The sequence below is a fragment of the Marinobacter antarcticus genome (assembly GCF_011049865.1).
Lineage (GTDB): Bacteria > Pseudomonadota > Gammaproteobacteria > Pseudomonadales > Oleiphilaceae > Marinobacter > Marinobacter antarcticus_A.
In genome coordinates this window covers 66,464-85,367 of record NZ_DRGY01000077.1, presented here as the reverse complement: position 1 = coordinate 85,367, position 18,904 = coordinate 66,464, and the positions used below count along the sequence as shown (strand labels likewise).

Sequence of the window (18,904 nt, the reverse complement as noted above, 5' to 3'; positions counted from 1 at the left end):
TTTTTCTCAGCATTTGGCGGAACATGAGCTATCAGGTACTTGCCCGTAAATGGCGCCCCCGCACCTTTGAAGACATGGTGGGCCAGGAACACGTTCTTCAAGCGTTAATTCACGCTCTGGACAACCAGCGCCTGCACCATGCCTATTTGTTCACCGGCACCCGGGGAGTGGGTAAAACCACCATCGGACGCCTTTTGGCCCGTTGTCTTAACTGCGATACCGGCGTTACCTCGCGGCCATGTGGCACGTGTTCCAGCTGCGTGGAGATTCAGGAAGGTCGTTTCGTGGACCTGATTGAGATCGACGCCGCGTCGCGCACCGGTGTGGACGATATGCGGGAGCTGACTGACAACGTTCAGTACGCGCCCAGCCGGGGCCGTTATAAGGTGTACCTCATTGATGAGGTGCACATGCTTACCAATCAGTCGTTCAACGCGTTTCTCAAAACGCTTGAAGAGCCGCCGGAACATGTGAAGTTCCTGCTGGCAACCACCGACCCCCAAAAACTGCCCGTAACCGTTCTCTCCCGCTGCCTGCAATTCAACCTGAAGCGCATGACGCCGGAGCACATTGCGGGCCATTTGACCAAGGTTCTGACCGCCGAACAGATTCCGTTTGAAGAGCCGGCGCTCTGGCTGCTGGCCCGCGCCGCTGACGGCAGCATGCGCGATGCCCTGAGCCTGACGGATCAAGCCATTGCCTTCGGCAACCAGACGCTTTCTGCCCGTGACGTCAGCAGTATGCTGGGTACCATTGACCAGCAAGATATCGAGCGGATTGTCAGTGCACTGGTCGATCGTGACGGGCCGGGCTTACTGACAGAGATTAGCCGGATTTCGGATTTTGCACCGGACTACAGCATCATACTCGCGGATCTTCTGTCGCTGTTCCACCGCGTGACCATGGAGCAGGTTGTGCCAGGCAGCGCCGATAATGTACTCGGCGACGCAGCCCAGGTGCAGTCGCTGGCGCGCAGGCTGAGCGCGGAAGACACCCAGCTGTTTTATCAGGCAGCGCTGGTGGGCCGGAAGGATTTGGCGATTACCCCTGACGCCCGCATGGGCTTCGAGATGACGCTGCTGCGCATGCTGGCATTTCGCCCTGGCTCTGACCGGCGTGCGCCACCTGCGGTGAGCAATGCAGGCTCAGGCGTTGAGGGTGAAGCCCGGGAAGAACCTGAGCCCGCACCGGCTCCTGCGGCCATTGAGCCAGTTGCAGACGATGACTGGCTTGCAAGCCTTGATGCTCAAGCAGAAGCCGGCCCTGATTATCCAGAGCCAGAGCCAGAGCCAGAGCCAGAGCCAGAGCCAGAGCCAGAGCCAGAGCCAGAGCCAGAGCCTGCGCCTGCGCCGGAAATTGAAGCTGCACCGGCGCCCACAGCAAGCGGGGAATTTGTCTGGGAACGGGATTTTCGTAATCTGGGCATTGTCGGCATGCCCGGCAACCTGGCCGGTCACGGGGCCATGTCTCGGTCCGGTGACATCATCACGCTGTTGATCGACGATGGCCACGCCCGGCTGCTTAACGCACGGCATGAAGAAAAGATTCTGGCAGCCTTGAGAAATCATTTCGGCGACGCCATTCAATTACAGATAGAGAAGGGCGATCCGGGGCCTGATACGCCGGCGGCTTTTGAGGAGCGCTTACGCGTAACGCGTCAGGCAGCTGCTGAGGAATCTATCCGTAACGATCCGCTGGTAAGGTCCATTGTGGAGCGATTTGAGGCTACGGTCGTGGAAGACAGTATTAGGCCGACAGATACAAACAGGAGATAAAGGCATGATGAACGATATGGGTGGCCTGATGAAAAAGGCCCAAAAAATGCAAGAAGACATGCAAAAGGCCCAGGAAGAAGCTGCAAAAGTCGAAATAATCGGTGAAGCCGGCGCAGGCTTGGTAAAAGTTACCATGAATGGCCGCCACGATGTTCGCAAGGTGGAAGTTGATCCCTCTTTGATGTCTGAGGAGAAAGACATCCTGGAAGATTTGCTGGCGGCCGCCATTAACGATGCCGTGCGTCGGGTGGAGGCCAATCAGAAAGATAAAATGTCGGGCATGATGTCTGGTATGGGATTGCCACCCGGCTTCAAGATGCCGTTTTAAGGCATTTTACTGAACCGCAGTTTGAGGGTGTTTCATGGCGTTCAGCCCACTGGTTGATGAACTTGTCGAATCGCTTCGGTGTTTACCGGGTGTTGGTCAGAAAACCGCTCAGCGCATGGCTTTCCATCTGCTTGAGCGGGCGCGCTCTGGCGGAACCCGGCTTTCTGAGGCTTTGAGCACAGCCATGACGGGTGTGCGTCGATGCGAAAGCTGTCAGAACTTTTCCGATACTGAAATGTGTGGCATTTGCAAAAACCCGGTGCGCACGAACGGCACGCTGTGCGTCGTGGAGAGCCCCTCAGATTTGCTGGCGATTGAGCAGGCGGGAGATTATAAAGGCAGCTATTTTGTTTTGATGGGTCACCTGTCACCCATTGATGGCGTGGGGCCTGACGACATTGGTATTGAACGGCTTTTGCGCAGAGTTCGTTCCGAAGGTGTTACCGAGCTTATTCTTGCAACCAACCCGACGGTTGAGGGTGAAGCAACGGCCCACTATATTTCCGACCGGCTCGACGGCTCAAATATCCTCATCACGCGCCTTGCCCACGGCATACCGGTGGGTGGCGAGCTTGGCTACGTTGATGGCTTTACGCTCACCCATGCGTTTCGCGGCAGAAAACCTCTGCTGGACTGATTCCGCGTCAGGCATTTCACGGCGCCTTTAACTGGCTTTTTCTATGACTTTTTCTGCACCGGCTATTGCTGTTCCCCCGGCACCTGACACGATTGACTGGATTCCATCGCCGGAAGAACTGGATGCCTGGCTGGACAGTGCTCCGGGCCTGCCCCTGGTTCTGGACACCGAATTTGAGCGGGTGAACACCTTTTACCCGATTCCCGGGTTGGTTCAGTTAGGCCTTGGTGATCGATTTTGCCTGGTAGACCCGGAAGTGGCAGAACAGTCTGCCCGTTTTCGGGCGACGATCGCAGACCCTGGCGTGACCAAGCTGCTCTATGCCATGAGTGAGGATCTCGAGCTTTTTCGGGATTGGCTGGGAATACGCCCAAAAGGCGTTGTGGACCTTCAGATAGGCGCGGCGATGGCGGGTGCCGGTTTCTCTCTGGGGTATGCGCGGTTGGTTGAGCAGCTTTTTAGTGAGGCGCTGGATAAATCCGTCACTCGCTCTGACTGGATCTCTCGCCCTCTGAGTGACGCCCAACAGCGTTACGCCGTCGACGACATTCGCTTTCTTTCGCCCATGCATCAATGGGTAACGGCGCATCTGCGGGAGCGCGGGCTGGAAGCGGCACTGGTGGAAGAATCCACGCGTTTTGCCGACGAACTTGCAGATCAGGACGACCCGAACAATCATTATCTCCGCCTTCGTGGTGGTTGGGCATTAACGGCCCAGCAGCAGGTGGTGCTCAGGAAGCTGGTGGTGTGGCGGGAGCTGGAAAGCAGAGAGCGTGATCGCCCACGGGGCAGGGTGGTGGCGGATCCTCTTCTTATTGCGATTGCAGACCGTTTGCCAAAATCGCTCAGCGAGATGTCAACAATTCAGGGTGTTCCAGCGGGTGTGGTTCGCCGGTATGGCGACGCGTTGCTTGAGCTTGTTGACGAGGGGCGCAAGGCCGATAACTCCGGGATTGAACCCATTGCGCCGCCTTTGAATCGGGATCAGCAGGTGAGGTTTAAGCAATTAAAGCAAATTTTTAGAAAGGCCTCGGAAGCGTCTGATATTCCTATTGAATTGCTTGCTCCCAGAAAGCGTCTTGAAAAAGTATTTCAGGATCGGAGCATGGCAGAGAGTCCGTTTTTTCAGGGCTGGCGCGCTGAAATTCTGAAGCCGGTAATGAGCGATATCGAGGGTTTTCTGACATCATGAAAGATCGGGAATTTGTGTCTGTTTTTCGAAGCAGCAAAAAAAGCGATACCTATATTTATGTGCGTCGGGGCCAGGTTTGGGACGAGTTGCCCGAAAGCCTGAGGGACATTTTTGGCAAGCCGATACACTCGATGGACCTGATTCTGACCCCGGAGCGCAAGCTCGCCAGAACAACGGGTGAACAGGTGCTGAACACCATCGCTGATAAGGATTTCTTTCTGCAGATGCCGGAAGAGCGCGATGGCTATGTTGTCGATTTTCGCACCAAACCGGGGCTGAGAAATTCGTGATTGCCCAAATCCCGTTCTGGCAGCGCAAACGCCTGAGTGAGATGACGCCACAAGAATGGGAATCCCTGTGCGACGGGTGTGGCAAATGCTGTCTGAACAAGCTCGAAGATGAAGACACCGGCGAGGTGTATCACACCGATCTGGTGTGCCGCTATATGAATGAAGACACCTGCCGGTGCACGGTATACCCGGATCGCCTGGAAAAGGTACCCGGCTGTACGGTACTGACACCGGACACGGTGAACGATTATCATTGGCTGCCCTATACCTGTGCCTATCGCACACTGGCGGAAGGCAGGCCCCTTGCCGACTGGCACCCGCTGCGAAGCGGAAGCCCGGATTCGGTTCACGAAGCTGGTATTTCAATACGCCACAAAGTGATCCTTGAGGATCAGGTGGCGGAGGAAGACTGGGAAGAACACATCATTCACTGGGTTCTGTAATGATCAATACTGACGCACATCTTGCTTACGGCATTTTTTGGGCCGCTTACGTTATCGCTTTCGTTGTGTTTTATTTCATGATGAAAAAGCTGTTCCGGTTTTTGCCGGTGTACGGTCTTCGCACGCTGCTACTGGCTGCGCTGGTTGCGTTGCTGTTGACGCCGGTAGAGTCTCCCGAAGTGGTTGGTTGGTGGATACCCGCATGGCTGTTCGGTGGTTACGAACTGGTTCTTGGTGATGCAGATGCTGCCGGGCGTGCGTTGTTCAATCTGGGCCTTGGCGGTCTTGTCATGCTGCTTGTCTGGATTCTGGATATGGTGCGCTATCGGTTGTCCCGGCGCTGAGATCGCTGCCGACCATAATAATAAAATTCCAAACATGTTCCCGAGAGTCACAATGCCAAGATTCCTGACGCTGGTTTTTTTAGCTGCGCTGCTGTTGCCCACAACACTCTGGGCTGAGGAGACCACGAAGCTCACGCTGCCGGAAAGCCCCGATATCCGGATTATTGTGGACATCTCGGGTTCCATGAAAGAAACCGATCCGAATAATTTGCGGCAACCGGCGGTAAGGCTTTTGGCCCGGGTGCTACCCGAAGGGAGCACAGCAGGGGTCTGGACTTTTGGCCAATACGTAAACATGCTGGTGCCCCACGGCGAGGTGAACGAGGGCTGGCGTGAAACGGCGATTAATCGCTCCGGGAAAATAAATTCTGTAGCGCTGCGCACCAATCTTGGCAAGGCTATTGAGACGGCCAGCGACGACTATGTAACGGGCGGCACGCTTGAGAATACGCATTTTATTCTGCTGACCGATGGCAAGGTCGACATCTCGGACAGCGACGATGTAAACCGGGCTGAAGAAAAAAGAATTGTGAGCAAGGTGCTTGAGCCCTTGGTGGCCAGAGGCGCTACTTTTCACACGGTGGCGCTTTCTGATCAGGCCGATGCCGGATTTTTAAAGACACTGGCGGATAAATCGAAGGGCAGCTTCCGGACTGCAGACACAGCCGAAGCCCTCAATCTGGCCTTTCTGGGCGCCCTGAATACCGCAGCGCCGCAGGAGCAGATTCCTATTGAAGGCAATGCCTTCACGGTGGACGCAGGCGTAAAGGAATTTACGGCGTTAATCTTCCGCGGATCGGCTAAAACCGGTGAAGCGGCTGAATCTGCCGGCCTCGAAATGATCGGGCCGGATGGCAAAGCACTTGCGCAATCCTCTGCGCCTGACAACGTTCGCTGGGCCCGGGAAGCGGCGTATGATCTGGTTACCATTACCGAGCCCCAGTCCGGTGAGTGGCGCGTTAAGGGCGCATTAGGGGAGGGCAGCCAGGTAACGGTGGTCAGCGACCTGAGAATGGTGGTCAGCCAGATTCCCCCAACGTTTACCCCGGAATCCCCCATCAACGTTCGCGTTGGGTTTTTTGAAAAAGCGGACAGGATAACCAGCCCGGAGTTTCTCGACGTGCTGAGTGTAAAGCTCAGCCTGATGTCCGAGGACGGGAGCAGCGGCAGCAAAACGCTCTCAGTCGACTCGTCGCCTGAAGAGGGTGAATACTCAGATACTATCAGCAAGCTGCCTGCCGAGGGTGTGTACAGGATAGATATAGTGGCGGATGGCAAAACGTTTGCACGCAAATTTACCGCTACAACCGAATTCATTTTGCCCGTGGGCATGATTGAACCAGCGATTGGAGCGCCGATTGATATCAGCCTCGCTGAGCAGTCCGGGCAAGCGTTGCCGCCAGAACCAGAGCCGGAAATACAGCCCGAGCCACAATCGGAGCCAGAGCCGCAACCTCAGCCTGAACCGAAAACCCAGCCGGCGCCGGTCAAACCTGCTGATCCTGCGCCCGCCGTTGAAGCCGAACCGGTCGATGAGCCGAGCGTTGAATCCGCACTGCCTTTCCCTCTGTGGATGATCGGAGCCGGAGCAGGCGCGCTTGTCGTTCTGGCGCTCATCCTTATTTTGCTGATGCGTAATCGCCGTGCCTCGCCTGATGCTGCCGATGCAGCGGGCGAAGACCCGGAGAGCCTCGAAGATTTGCAGCAGGAAATGGCAGACATCGAAGCGGAGGTGCCGGTGGTGATGGCAGAAGAAGAGCCGGCAGAGGAAGATATACCTACGGCCACCGCGGTGGTGGAACCCGAAGAAGAGATTCCCGAACTGGTTGAGCCGGTGAACGAAGACGATGATGAAGAATTCGGACTGGACGAATTCGAACTGTCTGAATTTGACGATTTACCCAGTGAGCATGAGCCGGAAAACGAACCGGACGATAAGCCGAAAAAGTAGCCTCAGGCAATTTATAGTAATGGATAGCAACTGCTAACGACTGACAGGAATGACACAGATGAAGTTTACCGGTACCGACAACTACGTAGCCACCGATGACCTGCAAATGGCCGTGAATGCGGCCATCACGCTGCAACGTCCGCTGCTGATCAAAGGCGAGCCCGGCACCGGCAAAACCTTGCTGGCAGAAGAGATGGCAAGCGCTTTGGGTATGCGTTTGATTCCCTGGCATATTAAATCAACGACCAAAGCTCAGCAGGGCCTGTATGAGTATGATGCGGTGTCCCGCCTGCGGGATTCCCAGTTGGGTGATGCGAAGGTCAACGACATCAGCAACTACATTATCAAAGGCAAACTCTGGGAAGCGTTCGAAGCACAAGAGCAGGTGGTGTTGCTGATTGACGAGATTGATAAGGCCGACATCGAATTTCCCAACGATCTGTTGTTGGAACTGGATCGCATGGAGTTCTACGTTTACGAAACCCAGACGTTCGTAAAAGCAACCAAGCGCCCGATCATCGTCATCACCAGTAACAATGAAAAAGAGCTGCCCGATGCGTTTCTGCGCCGCTGCTTTTTCCACTACATCAGCTTTCCGGATCATGCCACCATGCAAAGCATTGTGGATGTTCACTTCCCCGGCCTTCAGCAGCAGGTTGTTAAGGACGCGCTGGAAGTATTTTTTGACGTGCGCAAGGTGCCAGGCCTGAAGAAAAAGCCCTCCACCTCAGAGCTGATTGACTGGCTTAAGCTGTTGATGGCCGACGAGCTGACCGCCAAGATGCTGCAGGATAAAGACAGCAGTTCCGCGTTGCCACCTCTTTACGGTGCTCTGGTTAAAAACGAGCAAGATGTGCACCTGCTGCAGAAGCTGGCGTTTATGGCCCGCCGTCGCGGCTGAAATTCGTTTAGAGTGCCGTTTTATGTTGATTGATTTTTTTCTCGAAGTGCGGCGGGCCAAAGTGCCTGCCAGCTTGCGTGAATTCCTCGATCTGCTGGAGGCTCTGCAACAGCAGCTCGCCTTTGCGGATATGGAAGAGTTCTATTACCTGGCACGGTTGTGCCTGGTGAAGGATGAGCGCCACTTCGACAAGTTTGATCGTGCGTTCAAAGTCTATTTTGACGGTATCGAGCACTTGGATGAGTTGCTCGAAGCGCTCATTCCGGATGAGTGGCTCAGGGGCGAATTTGAAAAAAATCTGACCGAGGAAGAGAAGGCCAAGATTGATTCGCTGGGCGGCCTGGAGGAGCTGATCGAAACCTTCAAAAAACGCATGGAGGAGCAGAAAGAGCGCCACGCGGGCGGTAACAAGTGGATCGGAACAGGCGGCACGTCGCCGTTTGGCGCGGATGGTTACAATCCGGAAGGCTACCGTATCGGCCAGAAAAAAGGGCGTCACGGGCGCGCTGTTAAAGTGTGGGAAAAGCGTGAATTCAAGGATCTGGACGACAGCGTTACCCTGGGTATTCGCAACATCAAGGTAGCGCTTCGCCGGTTACGGAAGTTCGCTCGCCAGGGCGCGGCCGACAAACTGGATCTGGATGATACTATCCGGTCGACGGCCCGCAACGCCGGTTATCTGGACCTGAAAATGGTTCCGGAACGGCATAACGCAGTTAAAGTGCTGATCTTTTTTGATGTGGGCGGTTCCATGGACCCCCATGTGCGGGTGTGTGAAGAGCTGTTTTCCGCCTCGCGACTGGAGTTCAAGCACATGGAGTATTTCTACTTTCATAACTTCGTGTATGAGAGTGTGTGGAAGAACAACATTCGGCGGATGAATGAGACCACCGACACTTGGGATGTCTTGCACAAATACTCGTCAGATTACAAAGTGATTTTCGTAGGCGATGCCACCATGGCCTCCTATGAAATTTCCCACGCCGGTGGCTCTATTGAACACTGGAACAAAGAATCCGGGGCGGCCTGGTTCCAGCGCATCAGTGAGCATTTTCGAAAGGTGGTCTGGATCAACCCGCTACCCGAAAGTTATTGGGGAACGGGCGGTTCTCTGGGAATGACCCGGCAGCTCGTGAACAATCACATGTACCCGCTCACGGTAGAAGGGCTGGAGTCAGCCATGAAATATCTGAGCAAATAGATCAGTTGCGGTCTTCAATCGAGATGTTGGGCAGCGTTGGCTTGTACAGGGAAACCTTTTCAGTGGGCGCTATGACTCTCGCTTCTCCGGTGACCACTTTTTGATTGTTCTGGTTCGTGACGTCGCAACGGAAGACAACCCGGTTTTTAGCAGCCTTGCGCAGCACCTTGAGATTTACGGTCAGCGTGTCGTCGAGCTTCACGGGGCGTTTGAACGAGAGAGTTTGTTCCAGATAAACCGTGCCAGGACCGGGCATAACGGTTGCGAGCGCCGCTGAAATCAGCGCTCCGCTCCACATGCCGTGGGCAACTCGCTCTCCGAACAAGGAGTTGGCGGCAAACTCAGGATCAAGATGCACCGGGTTAACGTCGCCTGAAACGGCGGCGAACAGCACCAGATCATCTTCTGAGAGAGTTCGAACAAACGTCGCGGTGTCGCCTTCATTAAGTTCGTCGTACGTAATGTTTTCAAGGGTATCAAGGGTGTCGCTCATCAAGGGCTCCGGGCGCGAGGCGTGTAGGCACAGCTGTTTCAGGTTATGCGCTGAAACTACCTCATCGGTAACAAAACTGCTATTCTCTGCCCACTTTTTCGAGGCTGATACTTATGTCGAGTTGATTTTTTAGTCTACACGGCATTTGAAAACCATTATAAAGAAAAGCGTCAGACAGGAGATGGTGATGGATTTCGAGGCGTTCTACCAAGACAAATACCCCGCCAGTATTCCCCGTGAAATCGATCTTGAACGATACACCAGCATGGTGGATGTGTTTGATCAGGCGGTTAAGAAGTACGCAGATCGCCCTGCCTTCAGCGCTGTCGGTGCAACTCTGAGCTATCGTGATCTGGACACCCAAAGCCGAAACTTCGCGGCCTGGCTGCAAACCAAAACAGATCTGAAACCTGGCGATCGTATCGCCGTGCAAATGCCAAACCTGTGTCAGTACCCGGTTGTGGCCTTTGGCGCCATGCGTGCGGGCCTGATTGTGGTGAATACCAACCCGCTGTATACCACCCGGGAAATGGAGCATCAATTCAACGACTCGGGCGCCAAAGCCCTTGTTGTGCTGGCGAACATGGCGGCGAACGCCGAAAAAGTGCTGCCCCAAACCAGCATTGAGCACGTTATCGTGACCGAAATTGCGGACATGCATTCGCCTCTCAAACGCACGGTGATGAACGCCGTGGTGAAGCATGTGAAAAAGATGGTGCCGCCGTTCAGCATTCCCCAGGCCCACAAGTTGCCTGCCGTGCTCAGCGCAGGCGCCCGCGAAAAGTTCACCCCGGTTGAGTGCAAGCGGGATGATATCGCGGTGCTTCAGTACACGGGTGGTACAACCGGCGTTGCCAAAGGTGCGATGTTGACCCACGGCAATCTGGTCGCGAATCTGCTGCAGGTTCGTCCGATGATGGAAGACACCATAGTAGAAGGCCAGGAAGTGGTGATTGCGCCCCTGCCGCTTTATCACATTTATTCGTTTACGCTGAACTGCGGCATTATGTTCGAAGCCGGCGCCCACAACGTTCTGATCCCTAATCCACGGGATATTCCAGGTTTTGTGAAAGAGCTGAAAAATCACAAGTTCAGCGCATTTTTGGGCCTGAACACGCTGTTTGTTGCACTGTGCAACAACGAGGAGTTCAAGGGGCTCGATTTCAGCCATCTGAAACTCACCTCCTCTGGAGGCATGGCCTTGACGACCGATACCGCAAAGATGTGGGAGCGTGTGACCGGTTGTGCCATCTCGGAAGGCTTTGGCATGACCGAAACCTCTCCGGTGGTTACGCTGAACCCGCGGAGCGCTATCCAGCTTGGCACTATTGGTTTGCCGGTTCCCTCCACGCAGGTCAAGACCCTTGACGATGATGGCAATGAACCGCCGCTGGGATCGCCGGGCGAACTGTGTGTCAAAGGCCCTCAGGTTATGCGGGGCTACTGGCAGCGCCCTGAGGATACGCAGAAATCCTTCACCGATGACGGCTACATCCGGACCGGCGATATTGCGGTGATTCAGGAGGACGGCTATATCCGCATTGTTGACCGTAAGAAAGACATGATTATTGTGTCTGGATTTAACGTCTATCCAAACGAAATTGAAGACGTGGTCAGCAGCCATCCAAAAGTGGTCGAGTGCGCAGCTGTGGGTGTTGAGGATGCCAAGAGTGGAGAAGCCGTAAAGATCTATCTGGTCGCAACGGCTGAAGGCGTCACTGAAAATGAACTCAAAGAATTTTGCCGCGAGCGCCTGACCGCCTACAAGGTGCCGCGTTTCTTCGAATTTCGCGATGAGCTGCCGAAAACCAACGTGGGTAAGATCCTGCGCCGCGAGCTGCGCGACGAACCAGGTAACAAGCAATCCCGGTGACTTTGCAATCGAATGCCAATCCCTCAGTAGCGCCCGCTGTCAAAGCAATGATGGAGCAGCTCAGCGCCTGTAATCAGCTGGAAGCGGCTCGCATCGTTAAACAGATGGCCAGAACCAAAGGCAGGCCCGGCCAGAAGGATCTGGAAAAAATGGCCACCTGGCTTGATCGTGGCCTGGGCAAGGTGCAGCAACGCCAGGCCCTGCACAAGCCGGCGAGCTTTCCGGCGGGGCTGCCGGTTTCTGAGCGCGTTGATGATATCCGGGATGCGATCGAAAACCATCAGGTTGTCATTATTGCGGGCGAAACCGGCTCCGGTAAAACCACCCAGATACCCAAGATCTGCATGAACAGCGGCCGCGGCATTCGCGGCCTTATCGGTCATACCCAACCCAGACGTATCGCGGCGCGCAGCGTTGCAGCCCGTATTGCCGATGAGCTGGGTGAACAGATCGGAGAGCAAATCGGCTATCAGGTGCGGTTTTCTGACAACACCTCCGAGCAAACCCGGGTCAAGGTAATGACCGACGGGATTCTTTTGGCGGAAGTTCAGAACGACCGCTTTCTTGATCGGTACGACACACTGATTATTGACGAAGCCCACGAGCGCAGTCTGAACATCGATTTTCTGCTGGGTTATCTGAAACAGCTCCTGCCCAAACGCCCAGACCTCAAAGTTATTATCACATCGGCCACCATTGAAGTGGGTCGCTTCAGTGAGTTTTTTGATAAAGCGCCGGTGTTGGAAGTCAGTGGCCGCACCTTCCCGGTAGACATCCGTTACAGGCCGCTGACCGGCGACGAAGACGATCGTGATCAGGGTTGGAATGAGGGGGTTCTGGCCGCGCTCGACGAGATTGAGCAGCATGAACGCAGCGAGAAGTTGCCACCGGGCGACGTGCTGATTTTTCTGCCGGGTGAACGCGAGATCCGCAATCTCAGCAATGTGTTGCGCCATGCGGAACTGCGCCACACGGAAATACTGCCGCTTTACTCCCGGCTGAGCAATCAGGAACAGAACCGGGTGTTTCAAGGCCATCGGGGACGCAGGATTGTGCTGTCCACCAACGTGGCCGAGACATCGCTTACGGTGCCGGGCATTCGCTATGTGATTGATACCGGTGTGGCGCGAATCAGCCGTTACAGCGTTCGTTCCAAAATACAGCGCCTGCCTGTTGAAGCTGTGTCGCAAGCCAGTGCCAACCAGCGCGCAGGCCGGTGTGGCCGGGTTGCGCCGGGAATCTGTTTTCGACTGTACGATGAAACAGACTTTGTTAGCCGCCCGGAATACACCGATCCGGAAATACTGCGGACCAATCTGGCCTCCGTCATCTTGCAGATGGCCACTTCGGGTCTTGGCGAGATTCGTCATTTCCCGTTCCTTGAGGCGCCAGACAAACGCCTGATCAACGATGGCTACAAGCTGCTCGAAGAGCTGAGCGCGGTGGACGATGGGCGCCGGGTTACGAACCTCGGGCGTACCATGGCGAAATTGCCGCTCGATCCGCGCCTTGCCCGGATGCTGGTTACCGCCGCAGATCAGGGTAGCCTGGCAGAAACGCTGATCATTATTGCGGGGCTGAGCGTTCAGGACCCCCGAGAGCGGCCGCAGGACAAACAGCAGGCCGCCGACCAGGCCCACGCGCCGTTCAATGATAAAGAATCCGATTTTGTCACTCTGCTCAATATATGGACTTTTTACGAGGAGCAGCGCCAGGAGTTGTCCCAGGGCCAACTCAAAAAGGTGTGTCAGAAAAGCTTTCTGAGCTGGATGCGCATGCGTGAATGGCGCGATATTCACCGGCAGCTCACGCTGATCTGCCGCGACCAGAAAATGTCTTTTAACCGCGACGCGGCTACCTACGACACAATACACAAAGCGATTCTGGCCGGGTTATTAGGGCAGGTGGCAACCAAGGTCGAGAAAAAGGAATACCTGGCGACTCGCAACCGTAAGGTTATGATTTTCCCCGGTTCGAAAGTATCGAAATCCGGGCCGAAATGGATTGTCGCCACGGAGATCGTGGAAACCAGCCGGGTGTTCGCCCGAATGGTGGCCGCCATTCAGCCGGAATGGATAGAGCCCTTGGCCGGGCACGTGGTGAAACATCATTATTTCGAACCGCACTGGGAGCAGAAGAGAGCCCAGGTGATGGGGTATGAAAAAATCACCCTTTACGGCCTCGACGTGGTGGCCAGGCGAAGCATCGCGTTCAGCAAAATAGACCCGGTTGAGTGTCGCAATCTTTTCATCCGTCATGCTTTGGTGGAAGGCGACTATCGCTCGAAGGCGCCCTTTATAAGCCGCAACCGCGACATGCTCGCAAGCGTAGAGGATCTTGAGAACAAGACCCGGCGCCGGGATCTTCTGGTAGACGATGAAGTGCTTGTCAGTTTTTACGATGAACGCGTACCGGCCGAGATCGTCAGTGGTCGTCATTTTGAAAGCTGGTGGAAAAGCCTGACGGCCGCCGCGCTTCGCAATCTTGAGCTGACTGAGGAAGATGTTCTGCAGCGACCGGTTGATGCCTTGGCGGCAAACCTGTATCCGGATTTTCTGGAATGGGAGGGCGTTCGTTACCCGCTCAGCTATGAGTTTGAGCCCACCAGCGAGCGTGATGGCGTGACGCTTCAGGTACCGCTTATGGCGCTGCGGCAGATTCCGTCCCGGCGCCTGGAGTGGTTGGTGCCGGGCTTGCTGCGCGAGAAGTGTATTGCGTTGGTCAAAGGCTTGCCAAAATCCCTGCGTCGTAATTTTGTGCCAGTGCCGGATTTCGTAGACGCCGCGGTTGCCAACCTCCAGCCCTCTAACGAGCCATTGGCTTTTCAGCTCGGTGAGCAGTTGCGCCGGATGACCGGTGTGCGCATTGATCCCGAGGCCTGGCCCCGGGATGAACTGCCTCGTCACCTGCGGATGAATCTGAGGGTTCTCGGGGATGGCGGGAAGGTTATCGCGGAAAGCCGGGAAACGAGAGAACTTCAGGATCAGCTTGAAGGGCGCGCCGAGGAAGCGCTGGCGTCAGCCACCAGTGACAGCCGAAATCAGGAGCCCGCCGGCGAATTCACGGATTGGGAGTTTGGAGAGCTACCCGCAAACGTGCAAACCGAAAAGGGCGGCATGCACATTACGGTGTATCCCGCTCTTGAGGACTTAGGCAAGCGCGTACGGGAAATTCGCTGCCTGGACCGACTGACCGCCGAGGACACCAATCGCAAAGGCATCGCCCGCCTGATCGTCAATCGGTTTGGCAGCACGCTGGACGATCTTGAGCGCAAGCTTCCGCGCTTCAAACAGTCTGCGCTGATGTTTGCGCCTATCGGCCAGGCAAAAGTTCTGCTGGACGATCTGGTGGTGGCCGCTGCCATGGAGCACTTTTTACACGATCGGATACCTGATACCCGCGAGGCGTTTGATGCGCTGTTCGACAAACACCGGGGTGATTTCATTCCCGCTCTGGAACAGGCTGACGAGCGCCTTTACCAAGCCATGATGGGTTATCAGAAAGTGGCGAAGAAGCTAAAGGGCAAGATCAATCTGGCCCTGGCGAACAGTATGGCGGATTTGAAGTTTCAGATGCAAAACCTTGTTTATCCGGGTTTTTTGGTGGCAACTCCGTCCCAATGGCTCGCAGAGTTTGGCCGGTACTTTGAAGCTGCCCTGGCGCGGTTGGAGAAAATGTCCCGGGAAATGGGGCGAGAGCGGGAGTTTCTGCACACCGTGGGAGCGCTTTGGAGTCGTTACGAAAGCAAGCGGGATGAGCAGCAAAAGCAGGGTGTTCGTGATCCGGAACTGGTGCTCTATCGGTGGATGTTGGAGGAATACCGCGTGTCGTTTTTTGCCCAGCAACTGGGCACCGCCATGACGGTATCCGTGAAGCGTCTGGATAAGCAATGGGAACTCACCCGGGTCTGATTGTTGGAGCGGGCAAAGACCCGGGACTGTGTTAGTATTTCCGAAACAACGATATTCCTTTTATATTCACGACGTGGGGTTAGCGTGATCAAAGCCGTCATTAGCGGAACCGGCCTGTACACACCGCCGGCAACCATTGATAACGATGAACTGGTTGAGGCTTTTAATCAGTTTGTCGAGATGCACAATACCGAACAGGCAGACGCTATTGCGCGAGGCGACGTTGAAGCACTGCAGCCGTCATCCTCCGGTTTTATAGAGAAAGCCTCTGGCATCAAACGTCGGCACGTTATCGACAAAACAGGCATTGTTGATCCGAAGCGCATGGCCCCCCATATTCCGGAGCGCGGCAACGATGAACCCTCCGTTCAGTGCGATATGGCGGTTGTGGCCTGCAATGAGGCACTGGCGCAAGCCGGAAAAAAAGCGGCGGATGTGGATGCGGTTATTGTGGCGTGCTCCAACATGCAGCGCGCCTACCCGGCGGTTTCGATTGAGGTTCAGGCCGCTTTGGGTATTGAGGGGTTTGCCTATGATATGAACGTGGCCTGCAGCTCCGCAACCTTTGGCCTGCAGGCTGCCGTCAACTCCGTTGAGAACGGCGCGGCGCGGGCGGTGTTGGTTGTCAGCCCCGAGATTTGTTCCGGCCATCTGAATTTCCGCGATCGCGACAGTCACTTTATTTTTGGCGATGCCTGTACCGCTATTCTTGTAGAGCGCGAAGAAGACACTGAGGCAGGGCAGGGATTCGAGATCCTTGGTACGCGCCTGAAAACCACCTTTTCGAACAACATCCGGAATAATTTCGGCTTCCTGAACCGAGCGGACGAAGCCGGTGTTGGCAAATCGGATAAGCTGTTCATCCAGCAGGGTCGTAAGGTATTCAAGGAAGTTTCACCGCTGGTTGCGGAGACAATCCTCAACCATCTCCAGAGCTTGTCACTTGCGCCGGAAAATCTGCGCAGAATGTGGCTGCATCAGGCCAATCTGAACATGAATCAACTTATCGCCCGAAGAGTGCTGGGCCGGGACGCGACCGAAGACGAAGCACCTGTCATTCTGGACGAGTACGCCAACACCAGTTCTGCGGGTTCTGTTATTGCGTTTCACAAACACAAAGACGACCTGAAAACCGGCGATATGGGCGTGATCTGCTCCTTTGGTGCCGGTTACTCCATTGGCAGTGTCGTGGTGCGCCGTCGATGATGACACATTATTTACCCAGGGGGCGGCGACTCGCCATCTCATTTGCGGCCGCGTTTATTGTGGCTATGTCGGCCGGGCCAACGATCGCCCAAACCAAGCAGGAGCCAGTTCCCCCAGTTCCCGAGAGCGCCGCACCGACTAACTCCCAGGACCCCTACGAGAACTGGAACCGCAAGGTTTACCGTTTTAATGACACTATTGACCGCTGGGCGCTTCGGCCGGTTGCAAAAACCTATCGTACGTTCGTGCCGGATTTAATCGATCGTGCCATCACCAATTTTTTCAACAATCTGACCGAAGTGCGAAACTTCACCAACAGCGTTCTGCAGCTGAAGGGTGAATCGGCCATTGTGGCGGTCGGTCGGTTCACCTACAACACGGTGCTTGGTCTTGGCGGCTTGATTGACGTCGCCACGGCGCTCGGTCTGCCTGAAAGGCCGGAAGATTTTGGGCAGACTCTGGGGTATTGGGGCGCCGGTTCCGGCCCGTATCTGATGCTCCCGTTACTGGGCCCGTCAAGCCCCCGTCATCTCAGTGGGTTGGGTGCAGATGTTTTTGTATTCCCGTCGCCCTGGAACGAGGTGGAAAGCCCTGATAATTACTATGCTCGCGGGGTTCAGGTTGTCGACAAACGCGCAGATCTGATTCCGGCGGAGGGTTTTATTTCTGGTGATACTTATACCTTCGTTCGTAACGCTTTCCTGCAGCGCCGGGAATTTCTGATCAACGACGGCAAGGTAACCCGGGATCCGTTCGCCAGTGGTGACAACGAAGACCTGATGCTGGACGATTTTTGATCCTGACTGTCGATTGAAGTCGGCTAAGGCCTGTTGAGTTCAGTTTGGAGAGGTGCACGGTGCTGAAAGACCCGAGGATTCACAAGTTCCGCAAGATGCTGGCTGAAGCACCAAACTACGAAGTGTGGAAGGCTGCCGCGCTCGAGCTGGATTTCCTTGAAGGCAATACCGAGTGGAAAGAAGACTTTGCCTCCGAGCACTACCACTATGAGCTAATCTACGATCGCCTGAGCAACATCAAGCAGTATCGCCAGCAGAACGATTTTGAACGCCTGAAACGTGCTCTGCGTGAGGGCCTTCATCACGATCTTGGCAATATGGGCAATCCGTTGCTTTACACCCATTCCCGGGTTGGCACCAAACACCTGATTGAAGAATACATTGCCCAGGCCTGCGAAGCCCTGGACTTTTTGTGCGACCACCCGGTGCCTGGCTTCCCGGTTGCAGACAAACTTCAGTTCTTCCGCGATACCCTGACCAGTTACGGGCGGCCGACCCTGCTTTTGAGCGGTGGCGCCAGCCTGGGCATGTTTCACTTCGGGGTTATCAAGGCGCTTTGGGAAAAGGGGCTTCTGCCCCAGGTGATTACCGGTTCAAGCATTGGTGCGATCATCGCCGGGATGCTGGGTGTGCACACAGACGCAGAAATCCCCGACATGCTGGTGCCTGAAAATCACAACCTCAAAGCCTGGAAGTGGCGTGGCCTGCTCAGCGCCATGCGAGGCGACGGGTTGATGGACCAGGAACAGCTTCGCGCCTGCCTGCGAACCAACATCGGCGAATACACGTTTGAAGAAGCTTACGAGCGCACGGGCCGCTCTATTAACATGAGTGTGTCGCCGGTTCAGACGCACCAGAAAGCCCGTTTGTTGTCTGGTTACACGTCACCTTACCTGCTGGTATGGAGCGGCGCTCTGGCAAGTGCCGCCGTGCCGGGTATATTTCCGCCGGTAACGCTGATGAAAAAGGATATCCACGGCCAGGTACTGCCTTATATGTCGAGGCTTAAATTTGTTGATGGTTCGGTGGTCAGCGACTTGCCCATTGATCGGTTGCGGCATCTTTACGATGTGAATTTCACGATTGTCAGCCAGACCAACCCTCATGTGGTGCCTTTTTTGAACGAGCGCGGCCTGGACGAAAAGCTTTCGATTGCCAATCTGCCGTTGCACCTGCTCAAAACAGAGATGCAGTTTCACGGGCAGGGGGTGTTTGATTACCTCCGCAAGCGGGTTCGGCCCGAGCTGCTTCGTCAAATTTCGGGGCAGATGTACACCATCATGGCTCAGCGGTATTCCGGAGACGTCACCATTGCGCCTACCTACTCGTTCAAACATTACCGGCGAATGCTCGCCAATCCGGAGCCCGAGTTTGTACGTGAAATGATTCTGGCTGGCGAGCGCGCAACCTGGCCTAAAATTTCGATGATTCGGTCCCACGCGCGCATCTCCAAGACTCTGGAGCGCTGCGTACGCCGACTGAAGCAGCAAAATCGCCGGAGTGCAGCGGATCTTCGAATGATTAACACGGCCGTTTCGCCCGGCCCCTGAGTATTTGACTGG

16 protein-coding genes are annotated in these 18,904 nt (G+C 55.3%); 15 read left to right on the top strand and 1 reads right to left on the bottom strand.

All coding sequences use genetic code 11. From position 1 onward, the window contains the following. Positions 1–23: 23 nt before the first annotated feature. Genes dnaX through ENI00_RS09940 form a run of 10 tightly spaced genes read left to right on the top strand, consistent with a single transcriptional unit; the run spans position 24 to position 9,062 of the window. Positions 24–1,775, top strand: coding sequence for a DNA polymerase III subunit gamma/tau (gene dnaX / locus ENI00_RS09985; protein ID WP_304101662.1), 1,752 nt, complete (start codon positions 24–26; stop codon positions 1,773–1,775). A 4-nt stretch (positions 1,776–1,779) separates the two neighbouring features. Beyond that, the gene (locus ENI00_RS09980; RefSeq protein ID WP_304101661.1) at positions 1,780–2,103 is read left to right on the top strand and encodes a YbaB/EbfC family nucleoid-associated protein; all 324 of its coding nucleotides are present in this window, start codon (positions 1,780–1,782) and stop codon (positions 2,101–2,103) included. Positions 2,104–2,137: 34 nt separating this feature from the next. Continuing rightward, complete coding sequence (gene recR, locus ENI00_RS09975) at positions 2,138–2,740, top strand: recombination mediator RecR (protein WP_304101660.1); 603 nt, start codon at positions 2,138–2,140, stop codon at positions 2,738–2,740. A 43-nt stretch (positions 2,741–2,783) separates the two neighbouring features. After that, entirely contained in the window at positions 2,784–3,932 is a 1,149-nt protein-coding gene (locus tag ENI00_RS09970; RefSeq protein WP_304101659.1) for a ribonuclease D, read from the top strand. Next, positions 3,929–4,222: a YcgL domain-containing protein gene (locus ENI00_RS09965; RefSeq protein WP_304101658.1), complete on the top strand. Its 294-nt coding sequence runs from the start codon at positions 3,929–3,931 to the stop codon at positions 4,220–4,222. The genes ENI00_RS09970 and ENI00_RS09965 overlap by 4 nt, the downstream gene beginning before the upstream one ends. After that, positions 4,219–4,665: a YcgN family cysteine cluster protein gene (locus ENI00_RS09960; protein WP_304101657.1), complete on the top strand. Its 447-nt coding sequence runs from the start codon at positions 4,219–4,221 to the stop codon at positions 4,663–4,665. Before ENI00_RS09965 ends, ENI00_RS09960 begins: the two co-directional genes overlap by 4 nt. Beyond that, positions 4,665–5,009, top strand: a complete 345-nt coding sequence (locus tag ENI00_RS09955) for a hypothetical protein (protein WP_304101656.1) — start codon at positions 4,665–4,667, stop codon at positions 5,007–5,009. Before ENI00_RS09960 ends, ENI00_RS09955 begins: the two co-directional genes overlap by 1 nt. Positions 5,010–5,061: 52 nt before the next feature. Continuing rightward, positions 5,062–6,960: a vWA domain-containing protein gene (locus tag ENI00_RS09950; RefSeq protein ID WP_304101655.1), complete on the top strand. Its 1,899-nt coding sequence runs from the start codon at positions 5,062–5,064 to the stop codon at positions 6,958–6,960. 58 nt (positions 6,961–7,018) lie between these two features. Next, positions 7,019–7,861 (top strand): AAA family ATPase, encoded by an 843-nt coding sequence (locus ENI00_RS09945; protein ID WP_304101654.1) that lies wholly within the window; start codon positions 7,019–7,021, stop codon positions 7,859–7,861. 22 nt (positions 7,862–7,883) lie between these two features. Further along, positions 7,884–9,062 (top strand): vWA domain-containing protein, encoded by a 1,179-nt coding sequence (locus tag ENI00_RS09940; protein WP_304101653.1) that lies wholly within the window; start codon positions 7,884–7,886, stop codon positions 9,060–9,062. Position 9,063: 1 nt separating this feature from the next. Here the strand turns inward: ENI00_RS09940 and ENI00_RS09935 are convergent, their stop codons facing one another. Then, positions 9,064–9,555 carry a MaoC/PaaZ C-terminal domain-containing protein gene (locus ENI00_RS09935; RefSeq protein ID WP_304101652.1) on the bottom strand — a complete coding sequence of 164 codons (492 nt, stop codon included), beginning with the start codon at positions 9,553–9,555 and terminating at the stop codon, positions 9,064–9,066. A gap of 187 nt (positions 9,556–9,742) precedes the next feature. Between ENI00_RS09935 and ENI00_RS09930 the strand changes: the two genes are divergently transcribed. The 5 genes from ENI00_RS09930 to ENI00_RS09910 all read left to right on the top strand — a co-directional run bounded on the left by ENI00_RS09930 (position 9,743) and on the right by ENI00_RS09910 (position 18,892). After that, the gene (locus tag ENI00_RS09930; protein WP_304101651.1) at positions 9,743–11,428 is read left to right on the top strand and encodes an AMP-binding protein; all 1,686 of its coding nucleotides are present in this window, start codon (positions 9,743–9,745) and stop codon (positions 11,426–11,428) included. Between the two features lie 47 nt (positions 11,429–11,475). Beyond that, on the top strand, positions 11,476–15,339 hold the full coding sequence (hrpA, locus tag ENI00_RS09925; protein ID WP_304101697.1) for an ATP-dependent RNA helicase HrpA: 3,864 nt from the start codon (positions 11,476–11,478) through the stop codon (positions 15,337–15,339). Positions 15,340–15,423: 84 nt separating this feature from the next. Continuing rightward, positions 15,424–16,545, top strand: coding sequence for a beta-ketoacyl-ACP synthase III (locus tag ENI00_RS09920; RefSeq protein ID WP_304101650.1), 1,122 nt, complete (start codon positions 15,424–15,426; stop codon positions 16,543–16,545). After that, positions 16,545–17,342 carry an MlaA family lipoprotein gene (locus ENI00_RS09915; RefSeq protein WP_414674243.1) on the top strand — a complete coding sequence of 266 codons (798 nt, stop codon included), beginning with the start codon at positions 16,545–16,547 and terminating at the stop codon, positions 17,340–17,342. Before ENI00_RS09920 ends, ENI00_RS09915 begins: the two co-directional genes overlap by 1 nt. A gap of 59 nt (positions 17,343–17,401) precedes the next feature. Continuing rightward, the gene (locus tag ENI00_RS09910) at positions 17,402–18,892 is read left to right on the top strand and encodes a DUF3336 domain-containing protein (protein WP_304101648.1); all 1,491 of its coding nucleotides are present in this window, start codon (positions 17,402–17,404) and stop codon (positions 18,890–18,892) included. Positions 18,893–18,904 lie beyond the last annotated feature (12 nt).